This is a genomic window from Enterobacter sp. MALB-1, assembly GCF_041021625.1.
In the GTDB taxonomy this organism is placed as follows: domain Bacteria; phylum Pseudomonadota; class Gammaproteobacteria; order Enterobacterales; family Enterobacteriaceae; genus Enterobacter; species Enterobacter oligotrophicus.
This window is the reverse complement of sequence record NZ_JBDPJL010000001.1, coordinates 2,387,769-2,401,163: the sequence shown is the minus strand read 5'-3', so window position 1 is coordinate 2,401,163 and position 13,395 is coordinate 2,387,769. Positions and strand designations below refer to the sequence as shown.

General features: G+C 55.4%; 14 protein-coding genes. 5 read left to right on the top strand and 9 right to left on the bottom strand.

Translation table 11 applies throughout. From position 1 onward, the window contains the following. Positions 1-31: 31 nt before the first annotated feature. Both mdtJ and mdtI read left to right on the top strand, forming a co-directional pair. A complete protein-coding gene (gene mdtJ, locus ABGB15_RS11440; protein WP_152080969.1) occupies positions 32-394 on the top strand; it encodes a multidrug/spermidine efflux SMR transporter subunit MdtJ in 363 nt (120 codons plus the stop codon). Further along, a complete protein-coding gene (gene mdtI / locus ABGB15_RS11435; RefSeq protein ID WP_152080970.1) occupies positions 381-710 on the top strand; it encodes a multidrug/spermidine efflux SMR transporter subunit MdtI in 330 nt (109 codons plus the stop codon). The genes mdtJ and mdtI overlap by 14 nt, the downstream gene beginning before the upstream one ends. 94 nt (positions 711-804) lie before the next feature. Here the strand turns inward: mdtI and ABGB15_RS11430 are convergent, their stop codons facing one another. From ABGB15_RS11430 to ABGB15_RS11415, 4 genes are all read right to left on the bottom strand, one after another. Continuing rightward, on the bottom strand, positions 805-1,626 hold the full coding sequence (locus ABGB15_RS11430; protein WP_215723256.1) for a serine protease: 822 nt from the start codon (positions 1,624-1,626) through the stop codon (positions 805-807). Positions 1,627-1,902: 276 nt separating this feature from the next. Next, entirely contained in the window at positions 1,903-2,205 is a 303-nt protein-coding gene (gene asr / locus ABGB15_RS11425) for an acid resistance repetitive basic protein Asr (RefSeq protein ID WP_152080972.1), read from the bottom strand. Between the two features lie 149 nt (positions 2,206-2,354). Then, positions 2,355-3,836 (bottom strand): carboxypeptidase M32, encoded by a 1,482-nt coding sequence (locus ABGB15_RS11420; protein WP_215723257.1) that lies wholly within the window; start codon positions 3,834-3,836, stop codon positions 2,355-2,357. Positions 3,837-3,910: 74 nt separating this feature from the next. After that, a complete protein-coding gene (locus tag ABGB15_RS11415; protein WP_215723258.1) occupies positions 3,911-5,164 on the bottom strand; it encodes an MFS transporter in 1,254 nt (417 codons plus the stop codon). Between the two features lie 121 nt (positions 5,165-5,285). On the opposite strand from ABGB15_RS11415, the gene ABGB15_RS11410 reads away from it, so the two are divergent. The 3 genes from ABGB15_RS11410 (at position 5,286) to bioD (ending at position 8,359) form a co-directional block, all read left to right on the top strand. After that, positions 5,286-6,191 carry a LysR family transcriptional regulator gene (locus tag ABGB15_RS11410; RefSeq protein WP_215723259.1) on the top strand — a complete coding sequence of 302 codons (906 nt, stop codon included), beginning with the start codon at positions 5,286-5,288 and terminating at the stop codon, positions 6,189-6,191. A 121-nt stretch (positions 6,192-6,312) separates the two neighbouring features. Further along, on the top strand, positions 6,313-7,533 hold the full coding sequence (mlc, locus tag ABGB15_RS11405) for a sugar metabolism global transcriptional regulator Mlc (protein ID WP_152080977.1): 1,221 nt from the start codon (positions 6,313-6,315) through the stop codon (positions 7,531-7,533). A 130-nt stretch (positions 7,534-7,663) separates the two neighbouring features. After that, on the top strand, positions 7,664-8,359 hold the full coding sequence (gene bioD / locus ABGB15_RS11400; protein ID WP_152080978.1) for a dethiobiotin synthase: 696 nt from the start codon (positions 7,664-7,666) through the stop codon (positions 8,357-8,359). Here bioD and clcB read toward each other — a convergent pair. The 5 genes from clcB to osmY form a co-directional block, all read right to left on the bottom strand. Further along, a complete protein-coding gene (clcB, locus tag ABGB15_RS11395) occupies positions 8,294-9,604 on the bottom strand; it encodes a voltage-gated ClC-type chloride channel ClcB (RefSeq protein WP_215723260.1) in 1,311 nt (436 codons plus the stop codon). The two genes, bioD and clcB, sit on opposite strands and share 66 nt — an antisense overlap. Positions 9,605-9,707: 103 nt before the next feature. Continuing rightward, complete coding sequence (gene osmV, locus ABGB15_RS11390; RefSeq protein WP_152080980.1) at positions 9,708-10,856, bottom strand: osmoprotectant ABC transporter ATP-binding protein OsmV; 1,149 nt, start codon at positions 10,854-10,856, stop codon at positions 9,708-9,710. Then, positions 10,856-11,503, bottom strand: a complete 648-nt coding sequence (gene osmW / locus ABGB15_RS11385; protein WP_152080981.1) for an osmoprotectant ABC transporter permease OsmW — start codon at positions 11,501-11,503, stop codon at positions 10,856-10,858. The genes osmV and osmW overlap by 1 nt, the downstream gene beginning before the upstream one ends. Positions 11,504-11,511: 8 nt before the next feature. Continuing rightward, on the bottom strand, positions 11,512-12,411 hold the full coding sequence (gene osmX, locus ABGB15_RS11380; protein WP_215723261.1) for an osmoprotectant ABC transporter substrate-binding protein OsmX: 900 nt from the start codon (positions 12,409-12,411) through the stop codon (positions 11,512-11,514). Between the two features lie 18 nt (positions 12,412-12,429). Further along, positions 12,430-13,140: an osmoprotectant ABC transporter permease OsmY gene (gene osmY / locus ABGB15_RS11375; RefSeq protein ID WP_152080983.1), complete on the bottom strand. Its 711-nt coding sequence runs from the start codon at positions 13,138-13,140 to the stop codon at positions 12,430-12,432. Positions 13,141-13,395: the final 255 nt, after the last annotated feature.

Here is a 13,395-nt window from a genome sequence, read left to right as displayed (position 1 = left end):
GATGGATTATATTCTCAAGCAGGAGAAAAACATGTTTTACTGGATTTTATTAGCTCTGGCTATCGTCGCTGAAATTACCGGCACGTTGTCTATGAAATGGGCAAGCGTCAGTGATGGTCATACGGGTTTTATTTTAATGCTGGTGATGATTTCACTTTCCTATATTTTCCTCTCCTTTGCGGTGAAAAAGATCGCGCTGGGTGTAGCCTACGCCCTGTGGGAAGGTATCGGTATTTTGTTGATTACGTTGTTCAGCGTCATGCTATTTGATGAGACGTTATCGACAATGAAAATCGCCGGATTAACGACGCTGGTGGCAGGTATCGTGCTGATTAAATCGGGTACACGCAAGCCGGCAAAACAGCAGAAGGAGCAGCGCCATGCAGCAGTTTGAATGGTTCCACGGAGCCTGGCTGGCGTTGGCTATTGTGCTGGAAATCGTGGCTAACGTCTTTCTGAAGTTCTCCGATGGTTTTCGTCGTAAATTCTACGGATTAATGTCGATTGCCGCCGTACTTGGGGCGTTCAGCGCTTTGTCACAGGCGGTGAAAGGCATTGATCTTTCCGTCGCGTATGCGCTGTGGGGCGGGTTCGGTATCGCCGCCACCCTCGCAGCAGGCTGGATACTTTTCGGTCAGCGTTTAAATCATAAGGGTTGGGTAGGGCTGGTACTGCTGCTGGCCGGTATGATCATGATAAAACTGGCCTGATCTAAGCGCCGCCATTATTTACAGGCAGCGAAATCCGCTGCCTGTATTCAGCCAGCCGGTGCCCATTGAGGCGATGATGGCGTTGCGTCAGCGATCATTGTTGTGCCAGTGCTTCCAGCTTGTCGCGAAAACCGGTTACGGACAACGCCCGGTTATCGGCACGCCACCTGTCTTTAGCCGCCGGAGCGGAGCTTTGTACGCCAATCAGTTGCCAGCCATTTTCTGTTTTTAACATCAATGGTGAGCCGCTATCGCCGGGTAAGGTATCGCACTGGTGCGACAACACACTATTTTGTGCCCAGCCCGTGACAATGCAGTCCGTGTGCGTATAAAGCGAATCCAGATGATCGACCGGATAGCCAGACTGCGTCACTTTTCGATCGGCCGCTTTTAGCGCGGCGGTCAGTGCAGCTTTATCGCCGTCAAATAACGGCAGCGGCGTAATGCCGGACGGTGGATAACGCAAAACAATCAGGCCGAAATCCCAGGATGCCGCCGCCGGGGGAACAATCCAGCCATCACCATCCGGTTTTAAACGTTTCCCCAGAGAAGGGTCAACCCGGCCTTCAATGCCGTGGATCTCATAGCGCCACAGGCCTTTTTGCGACACAAATCGCAACGCGACGGCTTTGTCCGGTTTGCCGCCTGGCGGCGTTAACAGGCAATGACCCGCCGTCAGCGCAAGTTGAGGAGTGATCAGGGTGGCGGTGCAGAGATTACCGCTGGCGGTTTCCAGTTGCCCGATAGCATCCCAGGGGGCCTGAGTAGGATCGGGAACTCGCGTGCGATCGTCATGGCCAAAAAACAGCGTTTTGACCTCTTTGGCGCTAATGGCGTCATCATCGCCATCATCCGCATGTGTAAAGCCAGAAAAAAGCCCAAACGTTCCCAGTAACAACACAACAGATTTACGCATATCACACTCTGGTGGGGTAATTATGATTATTAAAAGTGAACCCTATGAAAATACTATAGACGGGACAGCACGAAAGTGGGAGTAAAATCAGCGTGCTACATTCAGGAAAGATAAAAGTGGCTTGCGATGAGCGCGCATAAAATAAGCATGATAAGAATGAGCTCAAACCGATAGCGCCGCAGCATACGCCCTCCGGATAAAAAAACGGCGCGGAACTGGAGGGTTCAGCGCCGGTTTAGCAACGTGCCCGTATAGGCACGGTTAAGCGATTACGACTTATGCCGCTGGCTGTGCAGCAGGTTTAGCCGCTTCGTGTTTTACTGCTTTTTTGTGATGCTTTTTCGCCGCCTGGGCTTTCTGCTCTGCAGCGGGTTTCGCCGCTTTTTTGTGGTGCTTTTTCGCCGCCTGGGCTTTTTGCTCTGCAGCAGGTTTCGCTGCTTTGTGATGTTTCTTATGGTGTACCGCTTTGGCTGGTGCGGTAGTGGTCGTGGTGGCTGGTGCTGCGGTAGTTTCAGCAGCGAACGCAGCAGAAGACAGGCCCATAGCAGCGGCAACAACCAGAGCTAATACTTTTTTCATGTTCATACCCTCGAATTTGGTTTTTCATTTAACCCCACTGCGGGGCCGTTGAAATAACTATATCCCTGTAAATTCGGGGTTTCCGTGAGTGATTGGTATCGGCGTGTAACCGTTTGTACAACGCCGGGGATTTTCCCCGGCACGCGTACTTACAGGTATCGGGAGGTCAGATGTTCGCGGAAATAACGGATATTCAGATCTTCCCCGGTCGCCTGGGTAATTAATTGCGACGTGCTAAACCGGCTGCCGTGTTGCCAGATATTCTGGCGCAGCCAGTCAAACAGCGCGGAGAAATCGCCCTCAGCAATGGCGTCCTGCAGTCCCGGCAGCGCGGTTTTGGCCGCATGGAACAGCTGCGCGGCATACATTGCGCCCAGCGTGTACGACGGGAAGTAACCGAAGCCGCCGTCGGTCCAGTGGATATCCTGCATACAGCCGTTGCGGTAGTTGTCTTTGGTGGACAAACCAAGCCAGGCCTGCATTTTCTCATCCCACAGCGCCGGAATATCGTCGACCTCAATGTCGCCATTGATCAATGCGCGTTCAATCTCATAGCGCAGCACGACGTGTGCCGGATAGCTCACTTCATCCGCATCGACACGGATATAACCTGGTTTTACGCGCTGGTTCCAGGCGATAAAGTTCTCTTCGCTGAAGGCCGCTTGGCTGCCAAAACGGGCATGAACGGCCGGGAGAAGGTGCCTGAGGAAGGCATTACTGCGTCCGAGCTGCATCTCAAAGAACAGGCTCTGGGATTCGTGGATTGCCGTTGAACGTGCCAGTGCGACAGGTTGACCCGCCCATGCACGCGGCAGGTTTTGCTCGTAGCGGGCATGACCTGTTTCGTGGATGACGCCAAACAGGGCGCTGAGCAGTTCGTTTTCATCGTAACGCGTGGTGATACGCACATCTTCCGGCACGCCGCCGCAGAATGGATGTGCGCTAACGTCCAGGCGGCCACCGTTAAAATCGAAGCCGAGCATTTTCATGGCTTCAAGCCCCAGCTCGCGCTGTGTTGCCGTCGGGAAGGGACCCTGTGGCGGCACGAACGACTGCTGAGCCTGTTTTTCCACGACGTTCGCCAGCAGATCCGGCAGCCAGGTTTTCATGTCACCGAACAGCACATCCAGACGTTCACTGGTCATGTCCGGCTCGAAAATATCGAGCAGCGCGTCGTAAGGGCTACAGCCTTTAGCGTCGGCGCGCAGGCGAGCTTCTTCGCGGCTGAGTTTGACCACCTCTTTCAGATTGGCGGAAAAACCGTGCCAGTCGTTGGCCGGGCGCTGGGTACGCCAGGCGTGTTCGCATTTGCTGCCCGCCAGCGATTTGGCTTCTACCAGCGATTCCGGCAGTAACGTGGCCTGCTGGTAGTGGCGCGTCATTTCACGCAGGTTGGCCTGTTCAACATCGTTCAGGTCTTCACTCGCCGCCGCCGCCAGCCATTCGCCCACTTTTTTATCGGTCAGGATCTGGTGTTGCAGGACGCTCATCTCGGCCAGCGCTTCACCGCGCGCGGCGCTGCCGCCTGGTGGCATCATGGTAAACATATCCCAGCTGGCGATGGAGGAGAGGTGGGAGAAACGGGAGAGGCGCTGGAAGGTGCGGGTGAGTTGTTGGTAGTTGTTTTTCATGAAGCCCTCGTGTCTGAATCAGCCGATGACAAAAATTAGCATCGGCTCGATTTAAACACGAAGGCCGCAGAATGTTAATGCAGACGTTTATGCAAACTAGCCCCCACCAGCAGCGCCGCACACAGCATCAGCGCGATAAACCCACCCACGCCGTTCCAGCCGTAGTTATGCCAGAACACGCCGCCGAGCGTCCCGGCGATGCTTGAGCCGAGATAGTAACTAAAGAGATACAGGGACGATGCCTGTCCTTTGGCGCGACGTGCGCGCGGGCCAATCCAGCTACTGGCGACCGAATGCGCGGCGAAAAAGCCCGCAGAGAAGAGCAGCATCCCGGCAAAAATCAGCCACAGGGAGGAAAACAGCGTCATCAGCAGGCCGAGCAGCATCACCGCCGTGGAGACCACCATGACCGGGCCGCGACCATAGCGCGCGGTCATTGCCCCGGCTTTTGGCGAACTCCATGTTCCGGTGAGATACGCGACGGAGAGCAGGCCCACAACCGCCTGGCTCATATGCCATGGTGAAAGCATCAGACGGTAGCCAATGTAGTTAAACAGCGTAACGAACGAGCCCATCAGCAGGAAACCGGCCAGGAACAACCGCGGCAACCCTTTGTCACGCCAGTGCAGACGAAAGTTAATAAACAGCGTTTTCGGACGCAGGGATGTGGGGCGGAAATGGCGGGATTCCGGCAGAATTTTCCAGAACATGAGCGCAGAGGCGAGGGCGAAAAGACCAATCACCGCCAGCGCAATACGCCAGTTAAAGAAGTCGGTAAATACGCCGCTCAGAAGGCGACCGCTCATCCCGCCGATAGAGTTCCCGCTGATATACAGTCCCATCGAGAAGGCCACAAAGCTCGGGTGGATCTCTTCACTGAGATAGGTCATCCCAACGGCGGCCACACCGCTTAGCGATAGCCCAATCAGCGCGCGCATCATCAAAATGCCGTGCCAGCTGGTCATCATGGTGGAGAGCAGCGTACAGACAGACGCCAGCATCAACGCGGTAACCATCACCTGCTTGCGGCCAATGGCGTCGGAGAGTGGCCCGGTGAACAACAGGCCAATCGCCAGCATCCCGGTAGAAATGGAGAGCGAAATACTGCTGCTGGCAGGCGATACGCCAAATTCATGAGACAAGACAGGCAGGATCGGCTGAACGCAGTAGAGCAGGGCGAAGGTCGCCAGGCCCGCTGAGAAGAGCGCCAGCGTGACGCGCATAAATTGGGGAGTACCACGTTTAATAAACTGCACCGGCTGCGATGCGACAGGTAAATCATCAATATCATTTGCCGGAGTAATATCGATGGTAGTTGTACGACTCACACATGTTCCTTGCTTAAACATCCCCGTGATTTCTGGTGACGGGTATGACCACACGATCAGGGTAGGAAAATGTAAATATTCTGTCTAATATATTAATAATCTCGAATGATACTTTAAAGATATGAATATCGAACTGCGTCATTTACGCTATTTTATTGCAGTGGCAGAAGAGTTGCATTTTGGTCGCGCAGCGGCACGCCTGAACATCTCCCAGCCGCCGCTGAGCCAGCAAATTCAGATCCTCGAGCAGCAGGTTGGGGCGCGTCTGCTGGCGCGAACCAACCGCAGCGTAAGCCTGACGGCGGCGGGTAAGCAGTTTCTTGCCGACAGCCGCCAGATCCTGAGTATGGTGGATGACGCGGCAGCAAGAGCAGAGCGGCTCTATCTGGGGGAAACCGGTGAATTGCGCATTGGTTTTACCTCGTCGGCACCGTTTATCAGTGCGGTCTCGGAAACCCTGTCGTCGTTTCGCCGTCACTTTCCGGATGTGCATATTCAGACCCGCGAAATTAATACCCGTGAGCAAATATCACCGCTCAATGAAGGGGCGCTTGACCTGGGGTTGATGCGCAACACGCAACTGCCTGATACGCTGGCGTGGGAGGTGATTTTGCGCGAACCGTTGCTGGCGATGATCCCCCGCGACCACCCGCTAGCGGCACAGCCTGTGGTCACGCTGGCGGAGCTGGCAAAAGAACCCTTTGTCTTTTTTGATCCGCAGGTTGGCACCGGGTTGTATGACGATATACTGGGCCTGATGCGCCGTTACGATCTCGCGCCCGTCATTACCCAGGAAGTGGGTGAAGCCATGACCATTATTGGGCTGGTGGCGGCAGGACTGGGCGTTTCTGTTCTTCCCGCCTCCTTTAAACGGGTACAATTGCGGGAGATGCGCTGGGTGACGATTGCCGAAGACGATGCCGTGTCAGAAATGTGGCTGGTGTGGTCAAAGCATCGCGAAATGAGTCATGCGGCACAGCGTTTCAAAAAGCAGCTTATCACCGTCGCTGCAAAGCGGTATTTATAGGGAAGTGTGGGTAATAATGTGCAGTAAATCACATGGCTAAGTAAATATTTGACGCCGCCTGGTGAAGTGATTCACCATAGCCCACAGTTTATTTCGAAGCTCGAAAATAAGGGAGTACGAGGTGGTTGCTGATAGTCAGCCAGGGCATATTGATCAGATTAAGCAGACCAACGCAGGCGCGGTTTATCGCCTGATTGATCAACTTGGTCCGGTTTCGCGTATCGATCTTTCGCGCCTGGCACAACTGGCACCCGCCAGTATCACCAAGATTGTTCGCGAGATGCTGGAAGCCCACCTGGTGCAGGAGACGGAAATTCAGGAACCGGGCAGCCGTGGCCGTCCGGCGGTCGGGCTGGTGGTGGAAACCGAAGCATGGCACTACCTGTCGCTGCGCATCAGTCGCGGCGAAATCTTCCTGGCCCTGCGCGATCTCAGCAGCAAGCTGGTGGTGGAAGACCGTCTGGAGCTGCCGCTTGATGCGGAGCAGCCTCTGCTGGAGACCATTCTCACCCATATCGATCAGTTCTTTATTCGCCATCAACAGCGTCTTGAACGCTTAACGGCAATTGCCATCACCATGCCGGGCATTATCGATACCGAAAACGGTATTGTGCACCGCATGCCGTTTTATGACGACGTTAAAGAGATGCCGCTTGGCGACGTGCTGGAAAACCATACCGGTGTGCCGGTCTATATTCAGCATGACATCAGCGCCTGGACAATGGCCGAAGCGCTGTTTGGCGCATCTCGCGGTGCGCGAGACGTGATTCAGGTAGTGATTGACCACAACGTGGGAGCCGGAGTCATCACCGACGGGCGTCTGCTGCATGCCGGAAGTAGCAGCCTGGTGGAGATTGGTCATACTCAGGTCGACCCGTATGGTAAACGCTGCTACTGCGGGAACCACGGTTGTCTGGAGACCATTGCCAGCGTCGAGAGCATCCTGGAGCTGGCACAGGTGCGCCTCAGCCAGTCGATGAGCTCCTCGCTGCACGGCCAGCCGTTAACGGTCGATTCATTATGTGCCGCGGCACGGCAGGGCGATCTGCTGGCGAAAGACATCATTACCGGCGTCGGGAATAATGTGGGGCGTATTCTTGCCATCATGGTGAATCTGTTTAACCCGCAAAAAATTCTGATTGGATCGCCGCTCAGCCAGGCGGCGGATATTCTCTTTCCGGCGATTTCTGCCTGTATCAACCAGCAGGCACTTCCGGCATACAGCAAAAACATCGTGGTCGAAAGCACCCAGTTCTCCAACCAGGGCACAATGGCAGGTGCCGCACTGGTGAAAGATGCGATGTACAACGGTTCGTTACTGATTCGCTTGTTGCAGGGTTAACTCTTTTCTATAGATGTAAGAAATATTGCGCTATCTCAAGCCGGGTAGCGCAGGCTTCCCGTAGACTTCCTCCACTGAATTATTTACCTGGTTTATATTTTCGAAGCATACCCAAGAGGTGGAATGAGTCATGCTTAAGCGTTTCTTTGTAACTGGTACTGATACCTCTGTCGGGAAGACTGTTGTATCCCGCGCATTGCTGCAGGCCCTGGCGGCAAGCGGCAAGCGTGTTGCAGGGTACAAACCAGTCGCAAAAGGCAGTAAAGAGACGCCAGAAGGGTTGCGTAATAAAGACGCTCTGGTTCTGCAAAGCGTCTCGTCTCTGGAATTGCCTTATCACGCCGTCAATCCCATCGCTTTAAGCGAAGATGAAAGTAGCGTGGCCCACAGCGGTCTGATTAACTACAGCCTGTTATCTGACGGCCTGGCAAACTTGGGCGAGAAGGTTGACCACGTTGTTGTTGAAGGCACCGGTGGCTGGCGCAGCCTGATGAACGATTTACGTCCGTTGTCCGAGTGGGTGGTGCAGGAACAGTTGCCGGTGGTGATGGTGGTCGGCATCCAGGAAGGGTGCATCAACCATGCGCTGCTGACGGCACAGGCCATTGCCAATGATGGCCTGCCGTTGATTGGCTGGGTGGCAAATCGTATTAACCCCGGCCTCGCACACTACGCTGAAATTATCGACGTGCTGAGCAAAAAACTGCCGGGGCCTTTGGTTGGTGAGTTGCCTTATCTGCCTCGCGCTGAACAGCGTGAATTAGCGCAGTACATCGACCTCTCTGCTTTCGGCAGTATGTTGTCCGTAGATCGAGTCGTGGCGTAACGTCCGCGACAGCACCGATGCAATAACACACGCAATCAGCAAACCGGGCAGTAAAACGTACTGTCCGGTCATCTCACAAACCATCAGCGCCGACATAATCGGTGCATGTGTCGTCGCCGCCAGCATCGTCGCCATTCCGGCCAGCCCCAGCAAAATCGCCGCGTCTGAACCCGGAAACCACAGCGCGACGATTTGCGCAAACAGCATCCCTGTCGCCATGCCGACAAACAAGGTCGGCGTAAATACCCCGCCCGGCGCACCTGAACCACTGCTCGCCAGTACCGCCAGCAGCTTACAAATAAATACTCCTGCAATCACCGGGAGCAATGGCGGAGAGAGAAGAAAACCCTGCACCACGCTATAGCCATTGCCCCAGACTTTCGGGGTCAGGAGCGACAGTAGCCCCACAATCAGCCCACCGAGCGCCAGTTGCCACGGCGGCGAAAGTTTAAGACGCAGAAACAGGGAGTGGCTGGAGGTCATCAGCCACATCAATAGCGGGCCGCACAGCCCGGCCAGAAGGCCCATGCCGACTATCAGGGAATAATCCACTGCGGTGAGGAGCTCGCTGAGCTGGACTTGATAAAGGGTGTTTGCGCCGGGGCTGAGCAGACGTGTTGTGAGTAACGCCACCACCGCAGCAATCACCACCGGACCGAGCGAAGCCAGCATCAGCGTGCCAAAGAGGATCTCAGCGATAAAGAGGCTTCCGGCCAATGGCGCGTGGTAGGCGCTGGCCATCCCCGCGGCAGCTCCGCAGGCTATCCACAATTTCCATTCCGATTTTGGTGTGAAGCGTCGGGCGAACAGGGAGGCGGCGAGGGCAGCAAGCAGGATCATCGCCCCTTCGCGTCCGATGGCGCTCCCGCTGGCGACCACCAGCAGTGACGCGAGTGATTTTACCAGGCTGGCCCCGTAGTCAAACTGTCCATCTTCCGTCTCCAGCGCTTCCATATAGTCGGTTGGGGCATGGGGGCGTTGCGCGTTAAATCGTTGCCATCCCCAGAGCAATAACCCGGCGGCCAGGCCGCCCAGCGCGGGGGTTAGCGCCCGTCGCCAGGGCGCTAATGCGGCGGCGGCATTAACCAGGCTGCCGCTGTCGTTGCTGAGAAACAGCCATTCGAGCAGATACATGGCATGACGAAATACCGCAACGGCTAACGCGGCCAGCACGCCGGTAACGGTGGCGATCAGGAGGCGGCGAAACATTGCGCGAATGTCGGGGTAAGCGTGAAGACGTTGCATGGGTCGCGATTAAACGGGAAAGATACAATATTGTGGCGGGAAATCGCGGGGTTAGCAAAAGGTATGCGTGCGAAAAAAAGCCGGGCGAGCCCGGCTGGAAGGATTAACTGTCACTATGAATATTCAGCGCCCGACGTGTACGACCAGAACTCAAATACTCCGCAATATAGTCCTGCGAAATTTCGCCATTGTAGCGCCCGTCCTCATCCACAATCGGCATCCAGCTGGTGTTGCTCTCATACAGGCGGGAGAGCACCACGCGCAGGTTGTCTTCGGCCTTTCCGGTCATGCGGAACGGGTGAAGGATATCGGCACAGACGCCGCTGGCGTTACGCGCTTCCCGACGCTTCACAAAGCCCAGTGGTTTACCGTGTTCATCGACCACGGTGATGGCGCGGATATCGTTATCGTCCATCGTGACAAACGCCTCCGGTAGCGGAGTGGACGCCCGAACCGTAATCGTGGGCTGTTGATCGGTCACGTCGCCCGCCGATACCAGCAGCAAGCGCTTCAGGGTGCGGTCCTGGCCGACAAACGAGCCAACAAACTCATTGGCCGGTTTAGCCAGCAGTTCGTCCGGGCTGGCACACTGGACGATGCGTCCCTGGCGGAAAACGGCGATACGGTCACCCAGTTTCAGAGCTTCATCAATATCGTGGCTCACCAGCATTACCGTTTTTTTCAGCTTGCGTTGCATCTCAAGGAACTGGTTCTGGATCACTTCACGGTTGATCGGGTCGACCGCGCCGAAGGGTTCATCCATCAGCAGTACCGGAGGATCGGCCGCCAGGGCGCGGATCACGCCAATACGCTGCTGCTGACCGCCAGACATCTCGCGCGGGTAGCGGCTGAGGAACTTGTGCGGGTCCATCGCCACCATATCCATCAGCTCTTCCGCACGGGTTTTACAGCGCGCTTTATCCCAGCCCAGCATGCGTGGCACAACGGTGATGTTCTCTTCAATGGTCATGTTCGGGAACAGGCCAATCTGTTGGATCACGTAGCCGATGTTGCGGCGCAGCGTCACCGTATCCATTCCGCTGGTGTCTTCGCCGTTAATCAGGATCGTTCCGCTGCTCGGTGTAATCAGGCGGTTAATCATTTTAAGGGTGGTGGTCTTGCCGCAGCCGGATGGACCAAGCAGGACGCACATTTCCCCTTCGGGGACGTTCAGGTTGACGTTGTCCACGGCCTTAAAGGTCTGGCCGTGCTTCTGTGAAAATTGTTTGGTGAGGTTTTCCAGTTTTATCATTATCGAATCCCCTTTGGAGTCAGAACGACCTGCAGACGGTGCAATAACCAGTCGAGCACAATCGCTAAAAGGCAAATCATCAGCGCGCCAGCAATCAACATGCGAATATCGCTTCCGCCAATGCCGTTAAGCAGCAGCAGGCCCAGGCCGCCCGCACCAATGACGGCGGCAATCGCCATCACGCCGATATTCATCACCACGGCGGTACGGATGCCGCCAAAAATCACCGGAAGCGCCATTGGAATTTCAACCCAACGCAGACGCTGCCAGAAGGTCATGCCGATGCCGCGTCCGGCCTCACGCAGGCCCGGCGGCAGGCTGTCGAGTGCCGTATGTGTGTTACGCACAATGGGTAACAGAGAGTAAAGAAAGACGGCGGTGATGGCGGGTAGCGCGCCAATACCCTGACCGATCAGCGAAAAGAGCGGGATCATCAGCCCAAACAGGGCAATGGATGGGATAGTCAGCACGATGGTGGCAATCCCCAGCACCGGCGTTGCCAGCCATTTGTGGCGAACAATCAAAATACCCAACGGCACGCCGATAATAATGGCTAAGCCCACGGCCAGCGCTACCAGCCAGAGATGCTGCAGCGTTAGCGTCAGCAGATAGTCCCAGTTATCAATAATGTAGTGAATCGTCTCCATAGCGCCTCCTACAGCAACTGTTTGCTACGCAGGAAATCACGGGCGACCTGCTGCGGTGACTGATGGTCGATATCCACCTTCTTGTTCAGTTCGGTGATAACGTCGTTGTTGAGCTGAGAGGAGAGCGTGTTGAGTGCCTCTTCCAGACCCGGATTCGCCTCCAGCGTGTCTTTGCGTACCACCGGCGTCACCGCATAGCTCGGGAAGAAGCCTTTATCATCTTCCAGAACCTTCAGGTCGAAGCCCTTCACGCGGCCATCGGTGGTGTAGATCAGCCCGGCATCCACGAACCCGTCGCGCACCGCGTTGTAAACCAGTCCGGGGTCCATCTGGCGGATCTGCGGACGATCCAGCTCCATGTTGTACGCCGCCTGCAGCGGTTTCATGCCGTCACTGCGCCCGGCAAATTCCAGGTCTAAACCCAGCAACCAGTTGTTGTCCGGGTCGGTTTTGCGGATCTGTTCTATTTTTGCCACCATCTCCGACATGGTGTTGATATGCTCCGCTTCGGCACGCTTGCGCTGCATAGCAAAGGCATAGGTATTGTTCATATCCGCAGGCTTAAGCCATACAAGACCGAGCTTCGCATCCAGGCGTTTTACTGTTTCGTAAGACTCCTGCGGCGACATGCGTTTGTTAATGTGGTTAAAGATGATTAATGACGTACCGGTGTACTCCCAGGTCATATCAATCTGCTTGTTGATCATCGCGTTACGGGAGATGACCGTCGCAATATTGGTCTGCGGCTGCACCTGGAACCCTTTCTTTTGCAGGTACTGCACAGTCATGGCCGAGAGAATATGCTGTTCGGTAAAGCTCTTGGTCGCCAGAATCAGCGGGGCAGCCAGCGTCTGGCTGGTAAAGAGCGCGGCGGCGAACAGTGCCGTCAGGCCGGAAAATAGTCTCATAAAAGCTCCTTGTTATTGTTATCGAGCGAGATGCGGGCTCATCACGCGACCCAGCGCTGCCAGCAAGGTATCCAGAATCAGCGCGAACAGGGCGGTGGCCGCTGCGCCCAGGATCAGCGTCGGGAAGTCGTTCAGGTAAATACCGGGGAAAATCAGCTCGCCATAGCTGCTGGCACCAATCAGAAACGCCAGCGGTGCGGTTCCCACGTTAATGGCGGTGGCGATGCGAATACCGGAGAGCATCACCGGCCAGGCGTTGGGAATTTCGACCTGGCGCAAACGCTGCCATTTGGTCATGCCGATGCCGTTGGCGGCCTCCAGTAACGACGGCGGGACGGAGCACAGCCCTGCGTAGGTGTTACGCACAATCGGCAGTAACGAGGCGAGGAAGAGCGCAATAATGGCGGGTTTATCACCAATACCGATGACCACCATCGCCAGCGCCAGCACGGCAAGCGGTGGCAGCGTATTGCCGACGTTAAAGATTTGCATCACATATTCGGCAATACCGCGCGCGGCCGGACGGCTCAGCAGAATTCCGCTCGGAATACCGACCAGCAGGGCAAAGAACATGGAGGAGAAAACCAAAATCAGATGCTGTTGCCCAAGATAGATCAGGTCAACCTGTCGTGCTTTGATTGTCTCAAGTCCAATTCCCCAGATGAGGAGGGCGAGAACCACGATAATCGCGCCGATAAAAAGCAGCGAACGTTTAAGTAATGGGTGCATTGCGGTGTGTCTCCCTGTGCGCATGCATTATAGCAACCAGCGGTTGCCTGTTGTTATGCCATGTTTCGGCAGGGGTGATTGAGCTATAGCAAGGGATTGGGAAGGGTTCCAGCAAAGGATAAAAATCAATAACCTTATGAAAGTAGTGAAGACCTTGTGTTAAGCCTTATGGAGTAAGGGCTGACTGCAGGGCAGGCAGAATAGTCCTAAAGACGATTCAGGCAAGTGACACTGTCACATTCATTTTGATGAAAT